At 55.6% G+C, this 26,170-nt stretch carries 25 protein-coding genes; 14 read left to right on the plus strand and 11 right to left on the minus strand.

All coding sequences use genetic code 11. From position 1 onward, the window contains the following. Positions 1 to 200 precede the first annotated feature (200 nt). On the plus strand, positions 201 to 1,181 hold the full coding sequence (hemB, locus tag ID864_RS02035) for a porphobilinogen synthase (protein ID WP_048915774.1): 981 nt from the start codon (positions 201 to 203) through the stop codon (positions 1,179 to 1,181). Positions 1,182 to 1,303: 122 nt separating this feature from the next. Here hemB and ID864_RS02040 read toward each other — a convergent pair whose 3' ends face one another. Next, positions 1,304 to 2,767 carry a sensor histidine kinase gene (locus ID864_RS02040; RefSeq protein ID WP_191149332.1) on the minus strand — a complete coding sequence of 488 codons (1,464 nt, stop codon included), beginning with the start codon at positions 2,765 to 2,767 and terminating at the stop codon, positions 1,304 to 1,306. Then, positions 2,764 to 3,492 carry a response regulator transcription factor gene (locus tag ID864_RS02045; RefSeq protein WP_191149333.1) on the minus strand — a complete coding sequence of 243 codons (729 nt, stop codon included), beginning with the start codon at positions 3,490 to 3,492 and terminating at the stop codon, positions 2,764 to 2,766. Before ID864_RS02045 ends, ID864_RS02040 begins: the two co-directional genes overlap by 4 nt. Positions 3,493 to 3,642: 150 nt before the next feature. Between ID864_RS02045 and ID864_RS02050 the strand changes: the two genes are divergently transcribed. From ID864_RS02050 to ID864_RS02060, 3 genes are read left to right on the plus strand one after another with little or no spacing between them, the layout of a single operon-like run. Next, complete coding sequence (locus tag ID864_RS02050) at positions 3,643 to 4,260, plus strand: cytochrome b/b6 domain-containing protein (protein WP_191149334.1); 618 nt, start codon at positions 3,643 to 3,645, stop codon at positions 4,258 to 4,260. A gap of 9 nt (positions 4,261 to 4,269) precedes the next feature. Continuing rightward, a complete protein-coding gene (locus tag ID864_RS02055; RefSeq protein WP_191149335.1) occupies positions 4,270 to 5,061 on the plus strand; it encodes a molybdopterin-dependent oxidoreductase in 792 nt (263 codons plus the stop codon). 60 nt (positions 5,062 to 5,121) lie between these two features. Beyond that, positions 5,122 to 5,418 (plus strand): pentapeptide MXKDX repeat protein, encoded by a 297-nt coding sequence (locus ID864_RS02060; protein ID WP_191149336.1) that lies wholly within the window; start codon positions 5,122 to 5,124, stop codon positions 5,416 to 5,418. Between the two features lie 96 nt (positions 5,419 to 5,514). Here ID864_RS02060 and ID864_RS02065 read toward each other — a convergent pair whose 3' ends face one another. The 3 genes from ID864_RS02065 to ID864_RS02075 all read right to left on the minus strand — a co-directional run bounded on the left by ID864_RS02065 (position 5,515) and on the right by ID864_RS02075 (position 7,895). Then, positions 5,515 to 6,078 carry a pentapeptide repeat-containing protein gene (locus ID864_RS02065; protein ID WP_191149337.1) on the minus strand — a complete coding sequence of 188 codons (564 nt, stop codon included), beginning with the start codon at positions 6,076 to 6,078 and terminating at the stop codon, positions 5,515 to 5,517. 626 nt (positions 6,079 to 6,704) lie between these two features. Beyond that, positions 6,705 to 7,007, minus strand: coding sequence for an EthD family reductase (locus tag ID864_RS02070; protein WP_048915778.1), 303 nt, complete (start codon positions 7,005 to 7,007; stop codon positions 6,705 to 6,707). Between the two features lie 63 nt (positions 7,008 to 7,070). Continuing rightward, positions 7,071 to 7,895, minus strand: a complete 825-nt coding sequence (locus tag ID864_RS02075; RefSeq protein ID WP_191149338.1) for a helix-turn-helix domain-containing protein — start codon at positions 7,893 to 7,895, stop codon at positions 7,071 to 7,073. A gap of 205 nt (positions 7,896 to 8,100) precedes the next feature. Between ID864_RS02075 and ID864_RS02080 the strand changes: the two genes are divergently transcribed. From ID864_RS02080 to ID864_RS02090, 3 genes are read left to right on the plus strand one after another with little or no spacing between them, the layout of a single operon-like run. Continuing rightward, positions 8,101 to 9,675: an alpha-L-rhamnosidase-related protein gene (locus ID864_RS02080; RefSeq protein ID WP_053110422.1), complete on the plus strand. Its 1,575-nt coding sequence runs from the start codon at positions 8,101 to 8,103 to the stop codon at positions 9,673 to 9,675. 38 nt (positions 9,676 to 9,713) lie between these two features. Beyond that, on the plus strand, positions 9,714 to 11,108 hold the full coding sequence (locus tag ID864_RS02085; RefSeq protein WP_191149339.1) for an MFS transporter: 1,395 nt from the start codon (positions 9,714 to 9,716) through the stop codon (positions 11,106 to 11,108). A gap of 25 nt (positions 11,109 to 11,133) precedes the next feature. Further along, on the plus strand, positions 11,134 to 12,735 hold the full coding sequence (locus ID864_RS02090) for a carbohydrate porin (RefSeq protein ID WP_191149340.1): 1,602 nt from the start codon (positions 11,134 to 11,136) through the stop codon (positions 12,733 to 12,735). A gap of 186 nt (positions 12,736 to 12,921) precedes the next feature. Here the strand turns inward: ID864_RS02090 and ID864_RS02095 are convergent, their stop codons facing one another. From ID864_RS02095 to umuD, 3 genes are all read right to left on the minus strand, one after another. Continuing rightward, positions 12,922 to 14,118 (minus strand): MFS transporter, encoded by a 1,197-nt coding sequence (locus ID864_RS02095; protein ID WP_191149476.1) that lies wholly within the window; start codon positions 14,116 to 14,118, stop codon positions 12,922 to 12,924. A gap of 113 nt (positions 14,119 to 14,231) precedes the next feature. After that, the gene (umuC, locus tag ID864_RS02100; RefSeq protein ID WP_048915783.1) at positions 14,232 to 15,494 is read right to left on the minus strand and encodes a translesion error-prone DNA polymerase V subunit UmuC; all 1,263 of its coding nucleotides are present in this window, start codon (positions 15,492 to 15,494) and stop codon (positions 14,232 to 14,234) included. 2 nt (positions 15,495 to 15,496) lie between these two features. Beyond that, positions 15,497 to 15,916 carry a translesion error-prone DNA polymerase V autoproteolytic subunit gene (umuD, locus tag ID864_RS02105; protein ID WP_099754265.1) on the minus strand — a complete coding sequence of 140 codons (420 nt, stop codon included), beginning with the start codon at positions 15,914 to 15,916 and terminating at the stop codon, positions 15,497 to 15,499. A gap of 296 nt (positions 15,917 to 16,212) precedes the next feature. Here umuD and ID864_RS02110 point away from each other — a divergent pair, with 296 nt between their 5' ends. Further along, a complete protein-coding gene (locus ID864_RS02110) occupies positions 16,213 to 16,662 on the plus strand; it encodes a DUF4385 domain-containing protein (protein WP_048915784.1) in 450 nt (149 codons plus the stop codon). Here ID864_RS02110 and ID864_RS02115 read toward each other — a convergent pair. After that, positions 16,659 to 17,264: a TetR/AcrR family transcriptional regulator gene (locus tag ID864_RS02115; protein ID WP_048915785.1), complete on the minus strand. Its 606-nt coding sequence runs from the start codon at positions 17,262 to 17,264 to the stop codon at positions 16,659 to 16,661. The genes ID864_RS02110 and ID864_RS02115 overlap by 4 nt on opposite strands. A 104-nt stretch (positions 17,265 to 17,368) precedes the next feature. On the opposite strand from ID864_RS02115, the gene ID864_RS02120 reads away from it, so the two are divergent. Continuing rightward, positions 17,369 to 18,262 (plus strand): ABC transporter six-transmembrane domain-containing protein, encoded by an 894-nt coding sequence (locus tag ID864_RS02120; RefSeq protein WP_048915786.1) that lies wholly within the window; start codon positions 17,369 to 17,371, stop codon positions 18,260 to 18,262. 47 nt (positions 18,263 to 18,309) lie between these two features. Here ID864_RS02120 and ID864_RS02125 read toward each other — a convergent pair whose 3' ends face one another. Together ID864_RS02125 and ID864_RS02130 are read right to left on the minus strand one after the other, a co-directional pair. Further along, on the minus strand, positions 18,310 to 19,320 hold the full coding sequence (locus ID864_RS02125; RefSeq protein WP_187498338.1) for an alpha/beta fold hydrolase: 1,011 nt from the start codon (positions 19,318 to 19,320) through the stop codon (positions 18,310 to 18,312). Between the two features lie 105 nt (positions 19,321 to 19,425). Next, on the minus strand, positions 19,426 to 20,169 hold the full coding sequence (locus ID864_RS02130; RefSeq protein WP_048915788.1) for a YoaK family protein: 744 nt from the start codon (positions 20,167 to 20,169) through the stop codon (positions 19,426 to 19,428). A gap of 403 nt (positions 20,170 to 20,572) precedes the next feature. Here ID864_RS02130 and ID864_RS02135 point away from each other — a divergent pair, with 403 nt between their 5' ends. The 5 genes from ID864_RS02135 (at position 20,573) to flhC (ending at position 26,097) form a co-directional block, all read left to right on the plus strand. Continuing rightward, positions 20,573 to 21,796 carry an HD-GYP domain-containing protein gene (locus ID864_RS02135; protein WP_062818238.1) on the plus strand — a complete coding sequence of 408 codons (1,224 nt, stop codon included), beginning with the start codon at positions 20,573 to 20,575 and terminating at the stop codon, positions 21,794 to 21,796. A gap of 191 nt (positions 21,797 to 21,987) precedes the next feature. Beyond that, on the plus strand, positions 21,988 to 22,797 hold the full coding sequence (gene otsB / locus ID864_RS02140) for a trehalose-phosphatase (RefSeq protein ID WP_191149341.1): 810 nt from the start codon (positions 21,988 to 21,990) through the stop codon (positions 22,795 to 22,797). After that, positions 22,772 to 24,202 carry an alpha,alpha-trehalose-phosphate synthase gene (gene otsA / locus ID864_RS02145; protein ID WP_048915790.1) on the plus strand — a complete coding sequence of 477 codons (1,431 nt, stop codon included), beginning with the start codon at positions 22,772 to 22,774 and terminating at the stop codon, positions 24,200 to 24,202. Before otsB ends, otsA begins: the two co-directional genes overlap by 26 nt. A 963-nt stretch (positions 24,203 to 25,165) precedes the next feature. After that, positions 25,166 to 25,519, plus strand: a complete 354-nt coding sequence (gene flhD, locus ID864_RS02150) for a flagellar transcriptional regulator FlhD (RefSeq protein WP_048915794.1) — start codon at positions 25,166 to 25,168, stop codon at positions 25,517 to 25,519. Then, positions 25,519 to 26,097, plus strand: coding sequence for a flagellar transcriptional regulator FlhC (gene flhC, locus ID864_RS02155; protein WP_048915795.1), 579 nt, complete (start codon positions 25,519 to 25,521; stop codon positions 26,095 to 26,097). The genes flhD and flhC overlap by 1 nt, the downstream gene beginning before the upstream one ends. Positions 26,098 to 26,170: the final 73 nt, after the last annotated feature.

Raw genomic sequence — 26,170 nt, forward strand, 5'->3', positions numbered from 1 at the left:
AAAGCGCTAACCCGTTAATATTACAAGCGCTATTATGAAATATCTGTAAATACTTATGCGCATTCTGTGCCGTTGTGAGGTTCAGAAAAGCCCGCAAAGATTGTCATCCGGCGCCCGGAAGTATACTGTTAGCACACTATTCATCTTTCTCTCCACGGAGTTCTCTTATCCGCTGGATGACCCGCTAAACTGAGGTTGTTGTGTCCACTTACTCTCCCGCTCAGCGCCCAAGACGCCTTCGTCAAACCGCTTCTCTTCGCTCCCTGTTCCAGGAAAATACTCTTAGCCTGAACGATCTGGCGCTGCCGATCTTCGTTGAGGAAGAGATTGACGACTATAAGCCGATTATGGCGATGCCGGGCGTGATGCGTATTCCTGAAAAACGCCTGGCGTATGAGATTGAGCGCATTGCCAAAGCGGGCGTGCGGTCGATCATGACCTTTGGTATCTCTCACCATACCGATGCTGACGGCAGCGATGCCTGGAATGAAAACGGGCTGGTGGCGCGCATGTCGCGTATCTGTAAAGAGACCGTGCCGGAAATGATCGTGATGTCCGATACCTGCTTCTGCGAATACACCAGCCACGGCCATTGCGGCGTGCTGCACGATCATGGCGTGGACAATGACGCGACGCTGATTAACCTCGGCAAGCAGGCGGTAGTCGCGGCAGCAGCCGGAGCGGACTTTATTGCTCCTTCTGCAGCAATGGACGGCCAGGTGGGCGCGATCCGCCAGGCGCTGGATGCGGCAGGCTTTACCGATACTGCCATCATGTCCTACTCCACCAAGTTTGCCTCATCCTTCTACGGCCCGTTCCGTGAAGCGGCGGGCACCTCGCTGAAAGGTGACCGTAAAACCTACCAGATGAACCCGATGAACCGCCGTGAAGCGATCCGCGAATCGCTGATCGACGAAGCGGAAGGCGCGGATGCACTGATGGTGAAACCGGCGGGTGCCTATCTGGATATCCTGCGCGACGTGCGTGAACATACCCGGCTGCCGCTGGCGGCGTATCAGGTAAGCGGTGAGTACGCGATGATTAAGTTCGGCGCGCAGGCGGGGGCCATCAGCGAGATCGATGTGACGCTGGAAAGCCTGGGGGCGATTAAACGCGCCGGTGCCGATATTATTTTCAGCTACTTCGCGCTCGATCTTGCCGAGAAGAAAATCCTTTCCTGAAAATTAAGGTAGGGTCAGGCATGCCTGATCCCTTTTCCGGGCGAGGCATGCCATCGCCCCTACGGCCACCTTTGTAGGGGCTGACCCTCTTTTTCGGTCAGCCCGCCTACCTGACCCGTCTTTCATACCGGCACAAAAAACTGGAAACAGGCGCCGCGTTGCGGGCGATCGACCAGCTTAATATCGCTATCATGCAGCTGCAAAATGCGTCGCACGATCATCAATCCCAGCCCGCCAGCGCGATGCTTGCGCGCATTCAGCAGCGATGGGCGCACAAACAAATCTTCACGCAGCTCGGCGGCTATCCCCGGGCCACTGTCGTTGACCTGCACCTGTACTTTACCTGCCTGCTGCATCATCTCAATCTCAATCAGCCCATGCTCTGGCGTATGCCGTAAGGCGTTATCCAGCAGGTTGGTCAGCACCCGTTCCATCATGCCGAGGTCAGCCGTTACCAGCGGAATCCCCGGCGCGCTACTTACCCGGATTTGCTGGTGGCGGGATTCCGCCGTCAGCTCAAACTTTTGCATCACATCCTGCACCAGCTCGCTCAGGCAGAATCTCTCCTTTTGCGGTTTCACCACGCCATATTCCAGCCGCGCCAGTTCGAACAGCTCTTGCGCCAGGCGGCCCACTTTCTTACTCTGCGCCAGCGCGATGCCAAGGTAGCGCTGGCGATCCTCCACGCTGAGCGTGTCGGCTTTCACCGATAGCGTTTCCAGATAGCCGTGCAGTGAAGTGAGTGGGGTGCGCAGATCGTGGGAGATATTCGCAACAAACTCTCGCCGCATCTGGTCCTGCTGCGTCAGGCTCTGCCACTGCTGGTCGATACGCTGCGCCAGCTGGATAAACGCCTGCTGCAGCTGTGCGACTTCATCCTGCGGCTTGCCCGGTGGCGGGGCGTGTGCCAGCGCGCGGATGGCATCAATGCCGTCGTCATCCAGCCCGGACACCTGCCTGGTCAGCCTGCGCACCGGGCGCGTGACCCAGCGGAAGGCAAAGAAGCCGGCAATGCCGCCCAGTAGCAGCACCAGCCCCATCGAGCGCAGCGCCATCAGTACCGCCGTGTGGCGCTGCGCGGCGGCGGCCAGCAGTGAATACTCCTCGCCCTGCAGCACGATATAGATGTACCCCTGCACGCGGTCGCCCATTTTTAACGGCGCGGCGCTGAACACCTGCGGCCGTGCCGGGTCGCGCGGGTTATCGCCGTAAACCGGCATCGCCGCACCCGCCTGCAGCTGGTTCACTGGTGCCAAATCAACCTGCTGGAGTTGCAGTTTTCCCGGCGGGGCAGCATTGGCAATGATCTTGCCGCTGCTGTCCAGCAGATATACTTCCACGCTCGGGTTGACCGCCATCAGTTGATCGAACAGCTTGTGGACCGCGCCCCGATCCAGCCCCTGCGCGCTGAGCAGCGGGTTATTAGCGACAATCTGGCTGGCGAGGTTAACCGACAGCCGCTGCGTCACGGCCTGACTGTACTGGCTGGCGGAACGCACCTGCAGCCAGCCAGAGATGGCGCAGCAGGCGATTAACAGCAGGATAAACACCAGCATCAGGCGCTGCGAGAGCGTGAGTCGTTTCATATATTTTCCCGGACGTCGTGCGCCTCAGCGACAAATTTATAGCCTTTGCCCCAGACGGTAAGAATGCGCTGCGGCTCGGCGGGGTTAGCTTCAATTTTGATACGCAACCGGTTGATGTGTGTATTCACCGTATGCTCATACCCTTCGTGCTCGTAGCCCCACACCTGGTTCAACAGGTTTAGGCGTGAAAACACTTTGCCGGGGCTTTTGGCAAAGAAGTAGAGCAGGTCAAACTCGCGTGGGGTCAGCTCAACGGGATGCCGATCGAGCATCACCTCGCGTGAAATCGGGTCGATGACCAGCCCGGAGAAACTCAGCGTCCCGGCATCCATTTTCACATTGCGGCTCATCGCCTCCTGGCGGCGAAACAGCGCCTTAACCCGGGCCACCAGCTCCAGCATCGAAAACGGCTTGGCGAGATAATCGTCGGCCCCCAGCTCCAGCCCGAGCACGCGGTGTACTTCGCTGGAGCGGGCGCTGATAATGACGATCGGCGTGTAGCGCGTCATGCTGCGCGCGCGGCGGCAGATCTCCAGCCCGTCAACACCAGGCAGCATCAGGTCGAGGATCAGCGCGTCCCAGCCGCCTTTTTCCAGCAGTGCCGCCCCCCGATCCCCGTCGGCGGCGTGGGTGATTTCGTAGCCCTCGTCGCGCAGATGCAGCGCCAGCAAATCGGCGATATCGCCATCATCCTCCACGATTAAAATACGTTTGCCGTTTTCCATTCTGCCCGCCGCTGTCAGCCTTAATATCACTCAGTTTACACACCCGACTGCCGCGGAGTTATCACATTTTGTTTAACTCTGCGTGAGGTCTTCGGGAACTTATCCGGGCAATACTGCTTCATCGCAACGGAGTCGCTGAGGGTAAACATCATGAACGTGTCATTCCGGGAAGCCGGCAGCCGGCCTGAGATTATCCATCCACTGTGGCTGCGGCTGACGCACTGGCTCAATGTGCTGGCGGTGCTGATGCTGGTCGCCAGCGGCTGGCGCATCTATAACGCCTCACCGCTGTTTGATTTCAGCTTTCCTGGCGAAATCACCCTTGGCGGCTGGCTCGGCGGCGCGCTGCAGTGGCACTTTGCCGCCATGTGGCTGTTCGGATTCAACGGCCTGTTTTATCTGGTCATGAACGTGGCCAGCGGGCGGATAAAGCGAAAATTCTGGCCGCTTAATCTGCGCGCGCTGCTGGCTGACCTCGGCGCGGCACTGCGCGGTAAATTGCAGCACAGCGATCCGCACCACTACAACATGGTGCAGCGGCTGGCTTATCTGTTTGTGATGTTTGACGGCGTGATGCTGGTGCTCTCCGGGCTGGTGCTGTGGAAGTCGGTGCAGTTTCCGCTGCTGCGAGAGCTGCTGGGCGGCTATGAAGCGGCGCGCTATGTGCACTTTCTGGCAATGGCCTCGCTTGTGGGATTTGTGCTGCTGCACGTCGTGATGGTGGCCGTGGTGCCGAAAACGCTGCTGGCTATGCTGCGCGGACGTTAAGGGGAGACGATGAAAAAGAGAATAAGCTCGATATTTAGCGCCGCAGAGACGCAGGACGTGTTGAACGAAGCACAGCGGTTGATTGCCCGCCAGCTTGAGTCCTCTTCACGCCGCCGCTTCCTGCGACAGGGGTTAACTCTCGGCGGTATGGTAATGCTGACCGGCTGTGACATCAGTGATAACGCCGGAGTCGAGAAGGCGCTGAACTCAGTTTCCGGCTTCAACGACCGCGTGCAGCACTGGCTGTTGGGTAGTGACCGCCTGGCACCGGAATACCCTGAATTGGCTATTACGCGGCCGTTTCCGTTCAACGCCTTTTATGGTGAAGAGGATATTCCGCAGGTCAGCGGCGCGGAGTATCGCCTGAACATCGCCGGAAAAGTGCGGGATAAGCGCAGCTGGTCGCTGCCCGAGCTGTATAACCTGGCTCAGGTCAGCCAGGTGACGCGCCATATCTGCGTGGAGGGCTGGAGCGCGATTGGTAAATGGGGCGGGGTGCCGTTTGCTGACTTCCTGCGGCTGATCGGCGCTGACCTCAGCGCGCACTATATCAGTTTCAAATGTGCCGACGACTATTACACCAGCATCGATATGAAAACTGCGCTGCACCCGCAAACGCTGCTGGCGCTGACTTATGACGGGCAGATCCTGCCCCCCAAATATGGCTATCCCATGAAGCTGAGGATGCCGACCAAGCTGGGATACAAAAATCCCAAGCACATTCAGGTTATCGAAGTGACGAATACCTTCCCGGGCGGTTACTGGGAAGATCAGGGCTACAACTGGTTTGGCGGCAGTTAACGTCGCGAACCGCAACTCTGTACCTGCACACTCTGTGCACTTTACTATTAAGGAAATACCATGAAAAAATTAATCAATGCAGTCGTGATCTCTGGCGTGATGATGATGGGTCTGAGCGGGGCGGTACACGCAGCGGACAGCATGAAGAAAGATAGCATGAGCCATATGTCAAAAGAGTGTATGGGCAAGGATTCAATGGGCAAAGATAAGATGGGCCATGACTGTATGAAAAAAGAGGGCATGACGAAAGATTCTATGTCAAAAGATGCCATGTCGAAGGATGCGATGAAGAAAGACAGTATGGGCAAAGATTCAATGAGCAAAGATGGCATGAAAAAGGATGCCATGAGCCAGTAACAGGCTAAACGCGGATGGCTTCATTTTGTGCCGTCCGCGTTACCACTTACCTGAATGCTTTGATGTTGTTGTCATGGCGATGCCTTTGATTCAGGATTAGGAAATGGAAATACCCATTCTCTTAAGAATTTTATTCCCTGCAGTTTGAGGTAATTTTATATTATTGATAATATTTATCTCATGATTAATATCGAGACCTTCCGTATCCGAAAAGTCACAGTCGGAAAGATCTGTTCGGCGAAACTCGCAGTATGAAAAGGCAGAATTTGTAAAGCAGCTTTTCTTGAGATTGCAATCCTCAAAGGAACACTCCTTAAAGAAGCAGTTGCTGAAAGCACTATTTTGCAACGCCAGATTAATAAAATCGACTAAGCTGAGTCGGCAATCGTAAAAAGAGAGTGAGTGCGGAATGGTCAAACCATTAAGCGAAACCCCTTGAATAAAACAATTGCGGAAAATGACATCGTTCATTCTCATAAATGACTGAGTTATCAGCCCGATTGAACTATCTGTAAACCTGCAGTTTTCGAACTCAAACTGACGCAAACGAACTTTTTCAAAGCTGCACCCGATGAAATCACAGTCAATGAAAGTACAGTTTTCTTGAGCTACGTCCCTGACCTGCAGCCCTGTGTAGGTTTGATGTAGATACTCAATCATTTACTCTCCTGGGCATAATCGCACTAATAAATGCCTGCTCAGGAGTCTGGGCGTGCCCAGCCACCGCAATGCCCGCGCCACCTAATCCTATTCCAATGTTAGCTAAAGGTGACTGTCGTGAAATTCTGAGTACATCAGTAGATAGCATCGTGTCAAACTCACGTATTCCTGAAATATTCCTATTCATAAATATCCTTATTAGTCTAAATGAATCCTGTGCATGTTTGCTAGCCAGCGTTTACACATTACTTTTTCTGGTTTTTATGTCAATTGATATTTTTAATGTTTTCTGGTCTGAGGGGTGTTCAATTTTTTATTGTCTATTTTTTTTGAGTTTTCTATTTTTCAGATAAGTTCGTTATGTTATTGAGTCGCTTCGGATGTAGCCCTTAGCGTGTTAACAAAAGGTCCGACAGATAGATGGAGTTTAATGCTGTATTTTTATGATAATTGAAGTTCTATGCGTGGCACCGATCACGTTTTTTAATACTACGGCGCAACCAAATACCAAGAGAGCATGTGCCATCCGTCCTCGATTGGACTGCAGAAGAAATAAAGTATCGGCAAGCAGCAATAAGCCGCAGCGTAAGTGCGTGGGCGAGGGAAGTTCCGCCGCCCACAGGGTTTTACCCGACGTGCAATACCTCGGAGACCATCTTCTGCGACTCAACGTTAGTGAAATTTTTCACATCCGCGACAAACTCCGCACCATGCGCATCAATCACCTGCTGGAACTCCTCAATGCTGTTGCAGTAAACATGGCAGGCGGCAATAAACGGCGCGCTGCTGTCCAGCGGCGTATCAATCTCATAGGCGACACACTTATCGCCCATGCGCGCTTTAAGCAGCGGCAGATGTACATCACGGTAATAGTCGTGGTCGAAGTGGGCATCGGGCTTACGCGGGTAAAGTACGCTGAATTTAATCACACTAGATTCCTTTTGAAGGGGGTGGCGAAGAGAAGGATTATAACCAGCCGACGGCGAGGCGGGTTAGCGCATTGAGCGCTGCTGGCTGGGCGTCTGACCGAAGACCTGCTTATAGCAGGTGGAGAAGTGGTTGCTGTTGGCAAAACCACACAGGTAGGCAATATGGGTGATGGTCTCTTCGGTATTGATGATCCTCTCCCGGGCGGAAACCAGCCGCAGGCGCTTAATATAGTTGTCCGGCGTCAGGCCTGTGGTCTCCTTAATCTGGCGTTGCAGCGTGCGCTTACTGAGGTAGAACTGGTCACCCAACGCTTGCCAATCGATCTCCTCAAAGCAGTGCTGCTGCAGAAATCCGAGCAGCTTATGCAGCTTATATTTGGTATGGCTCTGCGTATGTTCATCCTGCTGGCAGGCCATATTCATTAACAGCTGGAAAAAACAGGCTTCCTGCCAGCCGCTGCCGAACGCCATACCGCCAGCGAGCTGTGTATTGAAAAGCTGTTGGATCAAGGTTTTGCACTGCTCTTTAGTCTGCGGCAGTAGCCAGTGATAGCTACCGGGGTGTGTCGCATCAAAACGCGCCAGTAAGGTCTCAACGTTGTTAAGCCAGCTAAAAGAGTGCTGGCGATTGATCAGCACGTTAATCAGACGCAGGGTGCCCAGCTCATCATAAAAGTGATAATCACGATCCTTAATAAAGAAAACGTCCCCTTCCTGGATAAAGTGCGGCTTGCCGTTGATCACGTGCAGACCGTGGCCGCTCTCGACAATCACCAGCTCGTTAAATTCATGGCTATGTTCGCAGTTGTTGTCTTCCGGGTCACTGGTATACAGGGAAAACTGGTCGCGCTCTGAAGCAAAATACTGGTCAAGCTGCAGATTGTTCATGGTTCTGATTCTCACGCTCTCTAATGCCGCCACGTTAAGGGATTTCTGCGTCCTGGGCGAACCGGCTTTACCATTTTGTGATCGCAGTCGGCACCACCTTTCCGACAGTGCCAGAACGCCATTTTGCCTGGCGGTTTCAGAATAGCTCCACTGGCTTGCTGCGCCCTAAACTCGCTGCTCTTTCGTCAGTAACAGGAGCCTCACCGTGGCCGTTGCCATCCAGAAACATAGCGAATTCCGCACCCGCACCGATCTGTCGCTGCTGGCGACAGCCGATGCGGCCAAACCCGAGATTTACCGCACGGCGCTCGACCCGCAGGCCGTGGTTACCATGCAGCCTGACGCGGTCAATATTCATGGCTGGCAAAGCGTGCCGCGCTGCACACCCGCGCAGCTTTATCAGCAGAGCTTCAGCGCGGGTGACGAGTTTATTATCGATTTCGGTCAGCACTGCGTCGGCTATTTCTCATTTTGCTGTGAAGCCAGCGGCAGCCCGCCTGATGCCCCGGCACATCTGCAGTTTATCTTTGGCGAAATCGCCGCCGAAGTGGCCGAACCGTTTTCTGGCTACAGCGGCTGGCTGAGCAGCAGCTGGCTTCAGCAGGAAGATCGCTATCTGGACGTGCTGCCAGCCGCGGTTACCCTGCCGCGCCGCTACTGCTGCCGCTACGTTAAAGTGCGGGTGATAGCCACCTCGCCGAAATACGCGCTGCGCTTTTCTTCGCTGCGGCTGGAGACCGTCAGTTCGGCCTGCGACAGCATGCTGCAATCCGCCGCTATTCGCGATCCGCTGCTGCGGGAGATCGACGCGGTCAGCGTGCGCACGCTGAAAAACTGCATGCAGGATGTGTTCGAAGATGGTCCAAAGCGCGATCGTCGCCTGTGGCTCGGCGACCTGCATTTACAGGCGCTGGTTAACTACCCGACCTTCGCTCACAACGCGCTGGTGAAACGCTGCCTGTATCTGTTTGCCGGAGTAACGCGGGAGGATGGGCTGGTCTCTGCCAATCTGTTTATGCAGCCGCAGGTGATAGCCGACGATACTTTCCTGTTTGACTATGCGCTGCTGTTTATCGCCACGCTGGAGGATTACGTTGCCGCCACCCACGATTTGACCACTCTGCATGAGCTGTGGCCAACTGCCCTGCGTCAGATTGAGCTGTCGCTACAGCGCCTCGACTCGCGCCACATCCTGCGCGACAGCGAAGAGTGGTGGGCATTTATTGACTGGCATGAAGCGTTGAACAAGCAGGCAGCGGCGCAGGGCGTGCTGCTGTTTGCCCTGCGTAAAGGGCTGCTGCTGGCGCAGCGCTGCGACAGCGGAAAAACCGGCTGGCTTGAGCAGACGATCGTGCAGGTCAGTCAGGCCGCGATGACCCATTTATGGGATGAGCAGCAGGGCTTTTTCATCAGCGGCGCGCAGCGCCAGGTCTCCTGGGCTGCGCAGGTGTGGCTGATGCTGGGTGAGGTGGGTGACCGCGCCTTCCGCCAGCAGCTGATCGCCCGGCTGCGCAGCCACCCCCCGGCGATCAAAATGCATACCCCGTATATGATGCATCACTTTATTGAGGCGCTGCTGGTCAACGGCGAGCGAGAGCAGGCCGTGGCTGAAATCAAACGCTACTGGGGTGGGATGGTGCAGGCCGGGGCGGATACCTTCTGGGAGCTGTATGACCCGGATAATCCGGACTACTCGCCGTATGGCAGCAAGCTGATCAATAGCTATTGCCATGCATGGAGCTGCACGCCGGCATGGTTAATTCGTCACTTTGAACTCTGAACAGACAACCTATAACTTATAAATTCTGAGAGATCATTATGTCCACTCCACTTTTTGCTCTATGGCGTCAGCGGCTGGGATACGGGGTTGCCGACCTTTCCTGTAACCTGGTCTGGCAGTTAATCTCACTCTACCTGATGTTTTTCTACACCGATATTATGGGCCTGCCTGCGTATTATGCCGGACTTATGTTTCTGGTCACCCGGCTGGTGGATGGCGTAGCCGATGTGCTGATGGGCTTGGTGATCGACAATACTGCTACCCGCTGGGGCCGCTGTCGCCCTTATCTGCTGATGGGCGCGGTGCCGTTTGGTGTGCTCTGCGTGCTGGCATTCTACTCGCCGGAGCTGACGATGACCGGTCGGCTGATTTACGCCTTCGTCACCTATCTGTGCCTGTCGTTCCTCTACACCTTCGTCAATATTCCTTATAGCGCCATGCTGCCGTTTATCACTAACGACTCAAAAGAGCGCACCACACTGTCGGCGGTGCGCATTGTGATGGGCTCGCTGGGTTCAACGCTGGTGGCGGTGCTGACGCTGCCCTTAGTTAACAGCCTTGGCCAGGGCAATCAGGCGCACGGTTTTCTCTACACGGCGATGATTTTTGGCGGCATTGCGGCCTTCTTCCTGCTGCTGAGTTTTCGCAGCGTGGAAGAGCGTATTCAGGTACAGCAGGAGCGCATGACGCTGCCGCGTGCCTGGCAGGGGCTGAAAAATAACCGGCCATGGGGCGTGTTCGCGCTGAATATCTTCCTGATGTGGGGGGCGTTCTTCTTTCAGACCGGCTCACTGGTCTACTTCTTTACCTACCATGTCCAGGACGCCAGCATCACCGCGATTGCTGCGGGCATCTCAACCTTTGTGCCGCTGCTGGGCACCCTGACGGTGCCGCTGCTCGCTGCGCGCATGAAAAAATGCCATGTCTACCTGCTTTCCAGCGCCATCAATGTGCTGGGGATGCTGGTGATGATTGCGGCGGATACCCAGATTATCGGCCTGCTGGCGGGTGCCACTATCCTGTCAATTGGTGCGGGCCAGCGCACCGCAATCTACTTCTCAATGCAGGCTGACCCGGTCGACTACGGCGAATGGAAAACCGGTATCAATACCGCCGGGATCCTGACATCGGTCAATGGGTTCCTCGGTAAAGTGGCGATGGCCGGGGCGGGGGCGGTCACCGGGATCCTGCTGTCGCTCGGCGGCTACAGTGCGAATCATGCACAATCGGCCAGCGCGCTGTTGGCGATTAAAACCTGCTATCTCTATATCCCGCTGGCGCTGATTGTTATTTCGATGCTGTGGATGGGCAAATATTACCGGCTGGATAACGACTACGAGAAAATTCGTGCGGAATTAGACCGACGCAAAAAAGTCCTTTCGCCGGAAAATAATGCGCTTGAGGCGATCGCACAGCCGACAACCCAACGCTAAGAATAATAAATTAACAGGAATCATCATGCGTAAAAGTCCTCTTTACGTGGCGTTATGCTGCGCGCTATTTATCTCCGGGATGGCTCAGGCGGCGGGATTAACCATTGAACAACGTCTGGCACTGCTGGAACAGCGGCTGGAGAAGACCGAAGCGGAGGCCAGCGCCGCTCGCGTCAGCGCGCAGCAGGCCAGTGCCAGAACGGCGAAGGCCGAAGCACGAGCCGAGCGTGCCGAGCGCCAACTGGCGGCAATGCAAGCGCCCGTCGCGGTGCCAGCAGCCACGACCCCGGCAGCCGGCAACGCGGCCGTGCCGGAGAAAGATAACGGCTTTGAGTTCTCGGGCTATGCCCGCTCAGGTGCGCTGCTCAGCGGCAGCGGGCGGGGTGCGCACGGCGGACCGGGTGTCTCACCTGCCAGTTCGATCGGCGGCGATGCGCACGTTGGCCGTCTTGGTAATGAAAAAGATAACTATGTTGAGCTGAGCTTTATTAAACATCTGCAGTTTGATGACGGTTCCAGCGCCCGGTTCAAAGCGATGCTGGCGGACGGCGCCAATAATCCCGATCCGTGGGTGCAGGATAATGACAGCCACCATATGAATATTCGCCAGCTGTATGTGGAGATGAATAACCTCGCCGATTTCAGCGGCCCGCTGGAAAATGCCACGCTGTGGGCCGGTAAACGTTTCGATCGCGATAACTTTGATATTCACTTTACCGACAGCGATATTGTTTTCCTTGGTGGCACCGGGGGCGGGATCAATGACGTGCAGTGGGCGCCGGATCTCCACAGTAATTTCTCACTCTATGCGCGCAACTTTGGGGACCTCGGCAGCGACCGCTATAACGATAATGACGTGCAAAACGTGATGCTTACCGCCAACAACTTCTACGGCAATTTGCAGTGGATGCTGACCGGCATGGGTGCGCAGGGCAACGATGACCTGAAAGGCAACACCTCGACCACGGGCAGTTATGCGCTGCGCAGCGATGATACGGCGAAAAACGGGGTTTACACCATGCTGGCCTGGCACGATAAGCAGCGCTTCTATGGCCTGCTGCCCGGCAGCTCCGAAAGCGCGATTCAGTATGGCAGGGGGCTGGGGGCGGAAGCCCGCCAGCCGGGCAGCGATGGCGACCTGACGCGCAATGCGCAGTCGGTGCGCTTTGCCTCTTACGGCATTGTGCCAGTCAGTCAAAACTGGGAGCTGGCGCCGTCGTTGATCGCCCAACACAGTGAGGACCGCTACCGTGCCGGCGATCGCTACGACTGGGCGACCTTTAATCTGCGCGCCTCACAGGCGATAAGCCACAACTTCGCTCTGCTGTATGAAGCCTCCTGGCAGTATATGGACCTTGACCCGAACGGGCGTAGCTACCTCAGCGGGGGTGCGCTAAACCGCTATCAGGCGGTGAAAGGGGATTTCTACAAGCTTACCTTTGCACCGACCTTTAAAGTTGGTGAAGTGTTCGATATCAAAGCTCGCCCGGAAATTCGTGTCTTTGCCACCTACATGAACTGGTCAAAAGACCTCGATCGTTACGCGGTAAATGACGATTTCGGCAGCGCCGGGTTTAGCGCAGGTGGTAACTGGAGCTTCGGCGTGCAGAGCGAAATCTGGTTCTGATTGGGCAGCAGATGGGAGGGGCAAGCCTTACCTGGATCCCAGCGCGATGGCCGGGTGGAAGACTATCTTCTGACGGGAAAAATGCCATCGTACAACAGGCGGCCAAAGTGCCGCCTGTTGTACGATGGGAATCTGGCTATTTTACCGCACGGATCACCGTCATCTGGTTAAACTGTACCGAAAACGTCAGGCATGAAAGACCCGTTTGCTAAAAATCAGCCAGAGTAACAGCGCACACAGGGCTATCCCGCCCAGCGCCATATAAGCATGGCTATACGTTGAATCACTGACAATGGCACCGGCCAGTGCCGGGCTGAGTGAGGCGCCCAGCCCCTGGAATAACATCACCAAACCCAGCGCGGCGTTAATATGGCCCGAGCCGTTGAACAACCAGGCAATCAGTCCGGGCACGGCAACCCCCAGAATTCCCGCAGCGACACCGTCCAGAACCTGAACGGGAAACAACACCCACTCATTCCCCCAAAAAGAGGCAATAGCGGCGCGTAATGGCAGCACCACGAGGGCAATCAGGATAAGCCTGGCGTAACCGCACCGGGCGGCATAGCGTGCGGTCAGCAGTGCGGCGGGGATCATCACCACCTGCGAGATTGCCACCGTTAATGCGGCATAGGTGCCTGGCGTGAACATCGCTTTCGCGCCCGAGGAGGCGATCTGCATGCTCAGCATCGGCAGCTGGGCCGCATTAGCCAGATGGAAGAGCAAGAGAGTGGATCCTGTTACCAGCAATTCTGGCCGTTTTAGCAATGCTAACAAAGAGGGTGAAACGGTCGCACCTGCCTGTTCATTACTCCCCCTTGCCACATTATGGTCGATATCATCTTTGTTGATGGCCGAGGTGCAAATGAGGGTGCATACGGCCATCGCCGTCATCAGTAAGAACACGGACCCGGTGCCCCAAATCCAGCAGGTGAAAGCGGCCAGGAGGGCTATCGTCATATTACCAGCATGGTTGAAGGCTTCATTGCGCCCCATCTGCTGCACAAAAATTTTCTGACCGCCGATCCCCAGGGTGATACCGGCAATCGCGGGGGCAACGACTGCGGCGGCTAAGCCTGTGACGATCTGCGATGCAATCACGATGGTGGGCGTCGGAAAATACCAGAGCATCAGCGTGCTGAAGGTGATGAGCAGGGATGAGACGATAATTAACAGGCGCTTGTGACGCGTGGCGTCGACGATCATCCCAGAGGGGAAGGTGGCCAGCAATCCCGCCAGGCTGCCGGCGGTCATCACCAGGCCTATATCATCCGCCTGCCAGTGATGAGAGACCAGAAATATCCCCAGGAATGGCCCCAGCCCGTCGCGAACGTCGGCAATAAAAAAGTTGAGCAAACAGAGCACTTGCAGTGAACGTAATTTCATACACAACCTCAGGTAAAGCAAGAACTCGCCATAACGTGAGAGATGACAATAGGTTGTGTCGGTGAATTTTTCCACTGCAACTTACACCTGGCAATCTGCGCCATTGAATCCGCTTATTTTGCCAGCGGAAAATCGGCGTAGCGCGTGGTATACGCGGGTGACAGCATCTCACGCTTCATCGCCCAGGCTTTCTCAATCCCCTGACCGGCAAACCACACTTTGCCTTTCCCCGAACTGTTCAGCGTGTCGATCGCCGCCATCAGCGCCGCGCTGTCAGGCCTGGGCTGACAGTCGTCAAACAGGTTCAGCTGCGCCACGCCGCTGCTGAAAAAATCCGCCAGCATCACGCCCGCCTTCATATAGCGGTGGCCGTCGCGCCAGATGTGGTCCAGCGCCTTGGTGGCGGCCTGAATAATATCGCGCGTGTCGTTCGACGGGGTGAGCAGCTTGCTGGCGGCCTGGTTGCCGTAAAACACCTCATCCTGCGCGTGCGGGCTGGTGCGCAGAAAGACGCTGATAAAGCGGCAGAACTGCTTTTCCTGACGCAGTTTTTCGGCGGCGCGTTCGGCATAGGCGCAAATGGCCTGGTGCATCTCTTCATAGGCGGTGATGCGGTGGCCGAACGAGCGGCTGCAGATAATCTGCTGCTTGGTGGGGGAGAACTCCTCCATACCGAGGCACGGCTCGCCGCGCAGCTCGCGGGCGGTGCGTTCCAGCACCACGTTGAAGTGCTTACGCACCACCCAGCTGGAGCAGTCGGCCAGCTGCAGTGCGCTCTCAATACCCATCAGATTGAGCTTTTTGCTGATGCGCCGCCCCACGCCCCACACTTCCTCCACCGGCACCAGCGCCAGCAGCTTACGCTGGCGCTCAACGTTCGACAGATCGACCACGCCGCCGGTCTTTTTCCACGTTTTCGCTGCATGATTGGCGAGTTTCGCCAGCGTTTTGGTCGGCCCGATGCCCACGCCAACGGTCAGCCCGGTGTTTTTCAGCACCTGGTTGCGCATCTGGTGGCCGAAAGTGTCCAGCGGCATACAGTTATTCACGCCGCTGACGTCGACAAAGGCTTCATCAATGGAGTAGATCTCAATCGCCGGGCCGATCTCCGTCAGGGTATTCATCACCCGACTGCTGAGGTCGGCATACAGCGCGTAGTTGGAGCTAAAAACGTGCACCTTCTGGCGGTGCAGCTCGTTTTTCAGCTTGAAGTAGGGCGCCCCCATCTTGATCCCCAGCATTTTGGCCTCGGCCGAGCGCGAGATCACGCAGCCGTCATTATTCGATACCACCACCACCGGCTGGCCGCGCAGGTCCGGGCGAAACACCGTCTCGCAGGAGGTGTAGAAGCTGTTGACGTCAACGAGGGCGAACATGGCTACTGATGCGCTTTCAGGGTAAAGGTCACCACGCCGAAGATTTCCAGCTCTTCCTCGTTATGGAAGGTGATCGGCGTGTACTGGCTGTTGTGGGCGAACAGCTGCAGCACGGGGCGGGTGCGCAGCTCTTTCACCGTGAACTCGCCCGCTACGGCGGCCACCACGATACTGCCGTGCACGGCATCCAGCGAGCGGTCAACGATCAGCAGGTCGCCATCGCCAATCCCTGCACCAATCATCGAATCACCGCTGACCTTAATAAAGTAGGTGGCGCTCGGATGTTTAATCGCCAGCTTGTTGAGGTCGAGCGTCTCCTCAACATAGTCCTGCGCCGGGCTGGGAAAGCCGCACGGCACCCGTTCGATAAACAGCGGGAGCGGCAGAGCCGGGGTGATGATGGCTGGGCGGATGAACGGCATAGTCTGAATCTCAATGTTACTGTGTTTATATACAGTATTACTGAATGCCGCCATCGATCAAGCGTCTTTCGCGCAGGTTCTGGAAAGCCTCTGAAGAGGCGGGAAATTTAGGTGATGCTGGAAAGGATAGCGCTGAGGTTCAGAGGGATAACGTGGGAGTATATCGCGGGTAATATCCAGTATGGCGACTCATGGATGAAACAGAAAGCCTGATGGCAATTGCCGTTCAATGGCAGGGGTATCCGCCAGCGGCTATGCTCTCTGCTGACGGACGCCATTCATCATCAGGAGAAGCCATGAAGGAATTTGATTACCAGCGCGATTTCAGCCAGATCGATTTCAGGAAACACCCGGAGCAGTACCAGGTCGGGCGCGGGGAGCAGGGCGTGCTGATGGTTGAGCCGTATAAAAGCGAAATCCTGCCGCACTGGCGCTTCAAAACGCCCGAGGTGGCGGAGATCTCTGCTAACGCCATCATGGCGCTGTTTGAAGCGTATCGCCGTAGCGATGACTTCGTCGGCATGGATATGGCACGCAAGTTTATTCAGATGGGCTATACGCGCGCCAGGCGTTACGCCAACCACAAAGGCGGGCGTAAATATGATGCGCAGGGCGAGATATTGCCGTATCAGCTGAATGAAGAGAAGGCCGCCGCCGCCGCCATTTTTAAAGCCCACTGGGACAGCATTCGCCAGGATAAAGACTACCTGGCGCGGCGCAAAAAACATCAACAGCAGTTCGGCTAAGCCCCTTTGCCGACGGGTTCGGGGGGCGCGACCAGGATAACGGTGATAAACGCGTTGATATCTGCCGTTGCAGCCTGCTGTGCAGCGGGGGATGGGGAGATAATCAGCTGGTCGGCATAGCCGTTGAGCATCGCCCACAGCTGGCGCGTCACCCGCTGTGCATCACGATGGCGAAAGTGACCGGCCGTAATACCGCGGTCGATAATGTCAGCCAGCAGCGCCTGCCACTGCGCCATCATCGCCTCTGCCAGCTGCGCCCACTCCTCATCGCGGATCGCCAGCTGCCAAAGCGAGCTGTACAGCGACCAGCTGGCGTCCGGTGCGGCGGGCAGGTAGTTTTGCACAAACGCGCTGAGCTGTGAGCGCGCTTCGAGCGCGCCAATCTCATCAGCAAACTCTACGCGGTCGCGCTGCATAAATAGCGTCATCGCCTCTTTGCACAATGTTTCCCAGTCGCGGAAGTAGTGATAGATGTGGCTGCGCGAGATGCCGAGCTGTTCGGTCAGCTCGCGGGTGGTCACGCGCTCAATGCCTTTTTCGCTAAACAGCGTAATTGCGCCATCAAGAATACGGGCGCGTAATACTTCAGCGGTCTCTTTCATTGTTGCTTCCCACGGCTCCACGTTGACTTTGAGCAACTGCTCAAATAGACTGCATCTGGTTTTTGAGCAACCGCTCAAGCCTAATCCTACCAGAAAATAATCCGATGAAAACCTGTACCACTGCGGAAATCGTACCGACTTCCGCCAGCGCGATCGCCACGCTGAAACTGCTTGGCCGCCGCCACAGCAAAAAATTGATCCTCACGCTGCTGCTGGTGATTGCCGAAAACGTCACCTATCTGCTCTATCCGCTGGCGGCCGGATTTGCCATTAACGCCATTCTCAGCGGGCAGGCGCTGCATGCGGTGCTGTATGCGGCGATGGTGTTTACCATGTGGGCGATTGGTGCCGCACGCCGCAGCGTGGATACGCGCACCTTTGCCCGCATCTATGCCGGGCTGGCGGTGCCGGTGATCCTCACCCAGCGCCAGCAAAACCATCCGCCGTCGACCGTGGCCGCGCGCGTGGCGCTGTCGCGCGAGTTTGTCGACTTCTTCGAGCAACACCTGCCGGTGCTGATCACCTCGGTGGCGTCGATTACCGGCGCGGCGGTGATGCTGCTGGCGATTGAATTCTGGACCGGCATTGCCTGTCTGGTGATTCTGGCGTTTTTCAGCCTGTTTCTGCGCGGCTACACGCGCAAAAATGAGCGGCTGTTTGGCCGCCTCAATGACCGGCTGGAGAAAGAGGTGCGCTTTGTCACCCACGCCGAAACGCCTGCGCTGACGCGCCATTACCGCGTGCTGGCCGGGCTGCGCATCCGCCTGTCGGACCGCGAAGCCTGGGGCTATCTGGCCATTGGTAGCGCCGCAGCGCTGCTGTTTGCACTGACCATTCTGTATATGACGCTGAAGGGCGGGGCGGATGCGGGCCACATCTACTCGGTGATGACCTATATGTGGATGTTCGCCATGAGCCTCGATGATGGCCCGCAACTGCTGGAGAAATATTCTCAGCTGAAGGATATTGGCAAACGCGTGAATACCGGGCTGGAGTAAGCGGCAGGTTGACGCGCGCATCACCGCATGGCGATGCGCGTCTGTTTTCAGGAGCGGTTCAGCTCGTTAATCAGCTTGCTGTTGAAGTCCGTCGGGTCTTCCATCTGCGGGGCGTGGCCCATACCGGGAAACTCAATCAGCCGCGCACCAGGGATCATCTTCGCTACCTGTTTGCCCAGCACGTTATAGTGACCGATCTTCGCTTTGACCTCTGGCGGCGCAATATCGCTGCCAATTGCCGTGGTGTCGGCATCGCCAATCATCAGCGTGGTCGGCACTTTGAGCTGTGGGAACTCGTAAAACACCGGCTGCGTGAAAATCATGTCGTAGATCAGTGCGGAGTTCCAGGCGACGATTTCGTGCCCCGGTCCCTTATTCAGCCCGGCCAGCATATCCACCCAGCGGTCGTATTCCGGCTTCCACTGCCCGGCGTAGTAGGTGTTCTGCTCATATTTGCGGATGCCTGCCGCATCCAGCTTCAGCTCGCGCTGATACCACTGGTCGACGCTGCGCCACGGCACGCCTTTGGCTTTCCAGTCTTCCAGCCCGATCGGATTGACCAGAACCAGCTTTTCGGTAGCCTGCGGATAGCTCAGGGCGTAGCGCGTCGCCAGCATGCCGCCGGTGGAGTGGCCAACGATAATGGCTTTGTCGATGCCGAGGCTGCCCAGCAGGGCGTGAGTATTGAGCGCCAGCTGCTGGAAGCTGTACTGATAATGGGCGGGCTTGCTGGCGCTGCAAAAGCCGATCTGATCCGGCGCGATCACCCGATATCCGGCGCTGCTCAGCGCTTTGATGCTGCTTTCCCATGTTGCACCGCAGAAGTTTTTCCCGTGCATCAGGACGGCGGTGTGGCCGTTGGCCTTGCCGGTTGGCGCCACGTCCATATAGCCCATTTTCAGCGACTGCTGCTGCGAGTCAAAGCTGAACTGCTTAAGCGGATAAGGGTACTCAAAGCCCTGCAATTCCGGGCCGTATCCCTGCTGCGGGCTGGCGGCAACGGCGCTGCCGGACAAGGCCAGGGCCAGCAGCAGGCATGAACGGGTCAAAAATGGCATCCATCTTCTCCATCAGATTCAGCGGGTAAGGGCAATAGCATAGCCTGCTTTGCCCTGAAGTTTTCACACTGAAGCCAGTCGTTACAATGATTTACCTAAGCGCGTTTAAGCCAGGCTCAAACGGCGGGTCATCCACACCGTAATGATAATCGAGCTAAGCGCCACCAGCATCAGGCCCGCGCCGACCGCAATCATCGCGCTAAAGCCGAAAAGGTTAAACAGCAGCAGTCCGGCGATACCGCCGCTCAGGAAGGAGACGATGGTGATCAGGTGGGTGAGGAACTGCTTGCGCTGGGTGGTGACCTGTTTGGAAACGTCGCGGCGCGCCAGCGTGGCAATCACCGAACCCAGCGCAATCCCGGCATCGGTCAGCGTGCCGGTGATATGCGTGGATCGTACGCGCCCGTTGGAGAGCTGAGTGGAGTTAGCGTTATGAATACCCATCAGGAAGCCGAGCAGCACGATCACCTCCCGGTTATTAAACGGGGAGTAAAACAGCATCTCAAAAGCGGAGATGGCAATTAATAGCGCCCCTTCCATCAGCAGCACCATGCTGAAGATGGTGCGGATATTGTGTTTAATTCCGCCAATAACAATCAGCCGGCAGGTAATACAGCCGAGAACAAACGCACCAATCACCGACATCAGAAGTATCAGGTCTTTCACATTAAAACTGGATACTTCTGCCGACAGTTGCGAAGTATTTCCGCTCATGTGCGACGGGAAGAAGCCAAAGGCACCCAGCGCCATGGCGTTGAGCAGCCCGGCGCTGGTGGCCAGCACCAGCGCCAGACAGCGGTCCTCAGTGTGGGAGCGGGCGCGCTTGCGCTTAATCATCATATTGAGCATGGCTACCCCTTAATTTGCCTTGATGTTCAGTCATCAGTGTAGTGTGTGGGGTAAGAAGAAAGCCAATAATAACCGGGTAATTAGAGTTATCTTATATTTCGTAAATAAAGAAATTGGTTTTATCTGTTGTTATTAAAAGTTCGGTAAAGAAATACGGTGCGTTTATTGATAACGCCGGAGGGAGATATTATTTCGCGGCGTCTGATAAGCGTTATCTATATACCCGTCAGGCGCAATTTAAGCGCTTTACCGAAGGCGCTTTCGGCATGATAACCGCGGACTGAACTGGCCGAAGCCGATGTTGATCACACCTGACAATTAAGTTGCCTGTTACCCCACAGGTTTTCATCGCCGCTGCCGATACTTCTCAGGAATGGAATTCACTCAGACTTGAGGAGGCGGGATGATCGTCGGTATTGCGGTGAACGAACTGCGGCTGGGTATGTACCTTTATAAGCTTGATGTGTTCTGGCTGAAACACCCGCTGGTCGGCAATGAAATGCTGCTGACGGATGAGACGCAGATAAAGGTCATCCAGAACAGCGGCGTGCGTGAAGTGTGGATTGACCTGTCGCGCGGGCGCGGCGTTGAGGTGAAGACCGGGATAGTCGAAAACGTGGTGCTGCCTGAGGCTGAGGCACCGTCTGGCTATCAGTCGCCGGAAGTTGATCGCGGCCAGCCCGTCACCCTGCGCGGGGAGATGGCGCAGGCGCAGAAAATCTGCCTGGCGGCGAAAGGGCCCGTGATGGACATGTTCAGCGATGCGCGCATGGGCAAAACTATCGATGCAAACAGCACGCTGCCGCTGGTCAATGATATTGCCGGCTCGCTCAGCCGCCATCCCGCCGCTTTGCTGAGCGTGGTGCGCCTAAAATCGCACGATGATTACACTTACCTGCACTCGGTGGCGGTCTGTGCGCTGATGCTTTCTCTGGCGGCACAGCTGAAGCTGGATCAGCATCAGACCAAACGTGCCGGGATGGCGGGGCTGCTGCACGACGTAGGCAAAGCGGCGGTGCCGCTGGCAATCCTCAACAAGCCTGCCAGGCTGACGGAGGAAGAGTTTGAGGAGATGAAGATCCATCCGGTGGCCGGCGCGGAGATCCTGCGTATCAGCGGTGCCGATGCAGATTTACAGGATGTGGCACTGCATCATCACGAAAAGATCAATGGCACGGGATATCCGCACGGGCTACGCGGCAATGCGATTTCTCTGCTCGCCCGTATGGCTTCAATATGTGATGTCTATGATGCCGTCACCTCCGACCGTCCCTACAAAGCGGGCTGGAACCCGGCCAGTGCAATGCACCAAATGGCTAACTGGCACGGCCATTTTGATCGTAAGCTGCTGCACTCATTTGTCAAAGCGGTCGGTATCTATCCGGTTGGCTCACTGGTCAGGCTCTCCAACGGGCTGCTTGGCGTAGTGACCGAGCCGGGTGAACACTCGCTGCTGCAGCCGAAGGTGTGCATTTTCTGGTCGTTAAACAGCGGCAAACGGCTGACGCCGTACGAGGTCGATCTCGCCAGCCAGCACGCCTCGGAAAGCATTGTCGGGCCGGAAGAAGCCGGACACTGGCCGGGGATAGACGTCAACGCGCTGTGGCAGAAAGCGGTTACTGCCTGATTTTCTGGCAGGATTTGGAAACCCTTCTATACTTAATGCTGATGTTGTCCGCACTGAGGGTCGACGCGGTAGGAAAACCACGATCCCTCTCGACGTCAGACGACAGGCAACTGCTCTACGCCGTCCCCGTCAGACCACGCAGTTACCCTCATTGCACAGCATCTTTCTGAACCATTAATCAGGAGGAATGTGTGACTAAACAAGCAGATTTCGTTCCCCCAATTAAGGCAGAAGCGCGCTACGCCTTCTTCTTTGACGTGGATGGCACACTGGCGGCGATTAAACCGCGCCCGGATGAGGTTTCCGTCCCTGCTGCGGTGGTGGCTGACCTTCAGCACCTGGCGCAAAGCTGTGATGCTGCGCTGGCGCTGGTTTCCGGCCGCCCGATAAGTGAACTGGATGCCCTGGTCGCTCCGGCGCGTTTTCCGCTGGCCGGCGTGCATGGTGCTGAGCGGCGCAATCTTCAGAATGAAATAACGCGCATTGCCCTTGACCCGGGCACTGTGACGATCCTCAGCCGTGAACTGGAGCAGGCGATAGCCGCTCTGCCGGGCACCGGGCTGGAGAGTAAAGGTATGGCGTTTGCCCTGCATTATCGCCAGGCACCGCAGTATCAGCAGGCGATTGAAACGCTGGCCGACTCGCTGGTGGCGCGTTTCCCCGAGCTGGTACAACAGCCGGGAAAATGCGTGGTCGAACTGAAGCCGCGGGGCGTGAACAAAGGCGCCGCGATTAACGATTTTATGCAACTGCCTCCGTTTGCCGGCCGTATCCCGGTGTTTATCGGGGATGATTTGACTGACGAAGCAGGTTTTGACGTGGTCAATGCCATGGACGGTATCTCAATTAAAGTCGGCTCTGGAGCCACCGCCGCGCGCGGACGTCTGTCTGATGTTGATGCCGTTTACCGCTGGCTGGAACAGACCCGAATAAAACTAGATCAAGACGCAACAACGTCGGTGAGGAGTCAAAGTTATGAGTCGCTTAGTAGTCGTATCTAACCGTATTGCCATTCCTGATGGCAGTAAGGCCAGTGCCGGAGGGCTGACCGTTGGCATTGTTGATGCCCTGAAGACCACCGGAGGCATGTGGTTTGGCTGGAACGGTGAGATCAATGAAATTGGAGAAGATGAAGAGCAATTGAACATGCTGGAGCAGGACGGTATTACTTATGCCTCCTTCGGCCTCGATCAGAATGATTACGATCTCTACTACCTGCAGTTTTCCAACGCGGTGCTCTGGCCTGCTTTCCACTACCGTCTCGACCTGGTGAATTTCCAGCGTGAAGCCTGGGACGGTTACTGCCGCGTCAACAAGCAGCTGGCACAGCGCTTGCAGCCGCTGCTGAAAGAAGACGATATTCTGTGGATCCACGATTACCACCTGCTGCCGTTTGCCGCCGAACTGCGCAAGCTGGGCGTAAATAACCGCATCGGCTTCTTCCTGCATATCCCGTTCCCGACCCCGGAGATCTTCAACGCGCTGCCGCCGCACGCCGACCTGCTGGAGATGATGTGCGAATACGATCTGCTGGGCTTCCAGACGGAAAGTGACCGCCTGGCGTTCCTCGAGAGCGTTTCACTGCTGACCCCGATGCAGAGCGAGGGCAAACAGCATCGCGCCTTCGGCAACCGCTTCACTACCGAGGTTTACCCAATCGGTATCGAACCTGACAGCATCAAAGAGATGGCAGAAGGGCCGCTACCGCCAAAAATGGTGGCGATGAAGAAAGACCTGGGCGATGCGCAAAATATTATCGCCTGCGAGCGCCTCGACTATTCGAAAGGGTTGCCGGAACGCTTTCTCGCCTACGAGGCGCTGCTGGAGAACTATCCGCAGCATCATGGCAAAATCCGCTACTCGCAGATTGCACCCACCTCGCGCGGCGACGTGCAGGCTTACCAGGATATCCGTCATACGCTGGAAACTGAAGCGGGCCGTATTAATGGTAAATATGGCACGCTGGGCTGGACGCCGCTCTACTACCTCAATCAGCACTTTGACCGCCGCCTGCTGATGAAAATCTTCCGCCTGACGGATATCGGGCTGGTGACGCCGCTGCGTGACGGCATGAATCTGGTGGCGAAAGAGTATGTCGCCGCGCAGGATCCGGATGACCCGGGCGTGCTGGTGCTGTCGCGCTTTGCCGGTGCCGCTAATGAGCTGACCTCGGCGCTGATCGTCAATCCTTATGACCGCGATGATGTGGCGGCGGCGCTTAATCAGGCATTGACCATGTCACGCACCGAAAGGATCTCGCGCTACAACGACATGATGGCGGTGCTGCGCAGCAATGACATTACCCACTGGCGTGAGAGCTACCTGCGTGATTTGCAGGCGCTGCCGCAGGATGGCCGGGTAAAGAGCCAGCAGAGTAACGTGACTTCCTTACCAAAATTGGCCTGAAACATCGGTCCAGTGTAAACAAGATGTTTGACCAACAGGGGCTGCGGCCCCTGATTTTCCTTATCCCGCTTTAACCAATCCTCACGCTGCTTAACGCTTCTCTGACGCAGTTTGCAGAAAAAACGCCCACTTGCTTCAGAAAAAACATAAGAAAGCCACTTTTCCCTAAAGGTTGGCGCCAGTCTGCCGATACTAAAATAAGCAATTACCCGAAAAATCCGAAAAACATTCACACTCCTTATGTAACGCCTATTTACATCTACAGGCATTAGCTGAACATCAGGCGCCTCCTGCTTACAAATCGCTATCACTCCATTGCAAAAACCTGACCTTTGTCACATTTTTACCTTCGAATAGCTTTCGTATATTCACTGTAAGTAACTACCTGAAGGTGGTGTAAAACACCTTATTTAAAGTATAAAAGTCTTACAAATAGTCTTATTTATGAATTTTATGCTGCCACGTGCCGCCTCGCTGCTCTCCTTGCGTTTAAAATTCCACGCGCGTTGGTTTTCGTTCGAAGATGGTTACTTACCGGGCGGAATTTACAAAAACTGACTGAAATGATTAGTTAGTGAGCTAATCAACAGGGTTGCTGATGGTTTTTTCTGAATTATTTGCCTTAAAAGTGTGATCTAGATCACACTTTATCTAAAATTCAGGTAGGCTCTCGTTGTATGTCGAAATCAGAGGGGATAGAGTTGCCTTGTTTTCGGAATAGTCTTAAAAGAATGTAACAAGAAGTCACGGATGGAGTCAGGGAAGAGAGGGCTCAGGAATGGCCACTGGCAAAATGAGTTCATGATTATTTCCTGGCTTGGTTTCTGCGAAAAACAAGACAGCCTTAGCAAGCATTTGGCTTCTGCCACTAAATTTTTGCCATCTTTAGATTTACCAACCAGCAACCATGGTAGCGGCATTGACCGCACACGTTAAAAGTAGTGTCAGTCAGGATGGAAAAAAATGGGTACATCAGAATTACTCAAACATATTTACGACATCAACTTGTCATATTTATTGCTTGCACAACGTTTAATTAACCAGGAAAAAGCTTCGGCCATGTTTCGGCTGGGCATCGATGAATCAATGGCCGATGCTCTGGCGGGTTTAACATTGCCTGAAATGGTCAAGCTGGCGGAAACCAATCAGCTGGTTTGCCAGTTCCGTTTCACCGATCACAATTCGATTAGCCGTTTGACTCGTGAATCTCGTGTGGATGATTTACAGCAGATCCATACCGGTATCCTGTTATCCAGTCGTTTATTACGTGATGTCTCAAAAGATGACGAGACACCGAAAAGAAGGGCGGCGAGCTAATGAGCGAAAAAAGTATTGTTCAGGAAGCGCGTGACATTCAGCTGGCGATGGAATTAATCACGCTGGGTGCGCGCCTGCAAATGTTAGAAAGTGAAACACAGCTGAGCCGCGGCCGCTTAATTAAGTTATATAAAGAGCTGCGTGGAAGCCCACCCCCAAAAGGCATGCTGCCGTTCTCGACTGACTGGTTTATGACGTGGGAGCAGAATATCCATGCTTCGATGTTCTGTAACGCCTGGCAGTTCCTGATCAAAAGCGGATTATGCACCGGTGTTGAAGCGGTGATTAAAGCCTACCGTTTATACCTGGAGCAGTGTCCGCAACAGGACGAGGGCCCGCTGTTGGCGCTGACGCGCGCCTGGACCCTGGTCCGGTTTGTTGAAAGCGGTATGCTGGAATTAGCCGGCTGCAAATGCTGCGGTGGCAGCTTTATTAACCACGCACACCAGCCTGTTGGCAGCTTCACCTGCAGCCTTTGCCAGCCGCCGTCCCGAGCGGTAAAAAGACGTAAACTTATCGCAGAATCTGCCGATAACAATTCACAACTGCTGGATGAACAGGTTAAACAAGCCGTTTAATAGTGTTCGCCACGTGGAGTGAATCCAGCAGCGGTCTTTGACCGCTGCTTTTTTTTTGCCCCACGCCTGGCGA

This window comes from Erwinia aphidicola (genome assembly GCF_014773485.1).
GTDB classification, from domain to species: Bacteria; Pseudomonadota; Gammaproteobacteria; order Enterobacterales; family Enterobacteriaceae; genus Erwinia; species Erwinia aphidicola.

Excerpts from the sequence above, each read along its gene's own strand:
- flhD (WP_048915794.1), top strand. The coding sequence starts at position 25,166 with ATGGGTACATCAGAATTACTCAAACATATTTACGACATCAACTTGTCA.
- ID864_RS02045 (WP_191149333.1), bottom strand. The coding sequence starts at position 3,492 with ATGGAAAACGGCAAACGTATTTTAATCGTGGAGGATGATGGCGATATC.
- ID864_RS02055 (WP_191149335.1), top strand. The coding sequence starts at position 4,270 with ATGAAAAAGAGAATAAGCTCGATATTTAGCGCCGCAGAGACGCAGGAC.
- umuD (WP_099754265.1), bottom strand. The coding sequence starts at position 15,916 with ATGCCGTTCATCCGCCCAGCCATCATCACCCCGGCTCTGCCGCTCCCG.
- ID864_RS02050 (WP_191149334.1), top strand. The coding sequence starts at position 3,643 with ATGAACGTGTCATTCCGGGAAGCCGGCAGCCGGCCTGAGATTATCCAT.
- ID864_RS02095 (WP_191149476.1), bottom strand. The coding sequence starts at position 14,118 with ATGAAATTACGTTCACTGCAAGTGCTCTGTTTGCTCAACTTTTTTATT.
- ID864_RS02075 (WP_191149338.1), bottom strand. The coding sequence starts at position 7,895 with ATGAACAATCTGCAGCTTGACCAGTATTTTGCTTCAGAGCGCGACCAG.
- ID864_RS02110 (WP_048915784.1), top strand. The coding sequence starts at position 16,213 with ATGAAGGAATTTGATTACCAGCGCGATTTCAGCCAGATCGATTTCAGG.
- ID864_RS02125 (WP_187498338.1), bottom strand. The coding sequence starts at position 19,320 with ATGCCATTTTTGACCCGTTCATGCCTGCTGCTGGCCCTGGCCTTGTCC.
- flhC (WP_048915795.1), top strand. The coding sequence starts at position 25,519 with ATGAGCGAAAAAAGTATTGTTCAGGAAGCGCGTGACATTCAGCTGGCG.
- ID864_RS02060 (WP_191149336.1), top strand. The coding sequence starts at position 5,122 with ATGAAAAAATTAATCAATGCAGTCGTGATCTCTGGCGTGATGATGATG.
- ID864_RS02085 (WP_191149339.1), top strand. The coding sequence starts at position 9,714 with ATGTCCACTCCACTTTTTGCTCTATGGCGTCAGCGGCTGGGATACGGG.
- ID864_RS02090 (WP_191149340.1), top strand. The coding sequence starts at position 11,134 with ATGCGTAAAAGTCCTCTTTACGTGGCGTTATGCTGCGCGCTATTTATC.
- umuC (WP_048915783.1), bottom strand. The coding sequence starts at position 15,494 with ATGTTCGCCCTCGTTGACGTCAACAGCTTCTACACCTCCTGCGAGACG.
- ID864_RS02120 (WP_048915786.1), top strand. The coding sequence starts at position 17,369 with ATGAAAACCTGTACCACTGCGGAAATCGTACCGACTTCCGCCAGCGCG.
- ID864_RS02065 (WP_191149337.1), bottom strand. The coding sequence starts at position 6,078 with ATGATTGAGTATCTACATCAAACCTACACAGGGCTGCAGGTCAGGGAC.
- ID864_RS02040 (WP_191149332.1), bottom strand. The coding sequence starts at position 2,767 with ATGAAACGACTCACGCTCTCGCAGCGCCTGATGCTGGTGTTTATCCTG.
- ID864_RS02130 (WP_048915788.1), bottom strand. The coding sequence starts at position 20,169 with ATGCTCAATATGATGATTAAGCGCAAGCGCGCCCGCTCCCACACTGAG.
- ID864_RS02115 (WP_048915785.1), bottom strand. The coding sequence starts at position 17,264 with ATGAAAGAGACCGCTGAAGTATTACGCGCCCGTATTCTTGATGGCGCA.
- otsA (WP_048915790.1), top strand. The coding sequence starts at position 22,772 with ATGAGTCGCTTAGTAGTCGTATCTAACCGTATTGCCATTCCTGATGGC.
- ID864_RS02135 (WP_062818238.1), top strand. The coding sequence starts at position 20,573 with ATGATCGTCGGTATTGCGGTGAACGAACTGCGGCTGGGTATGTACCTT.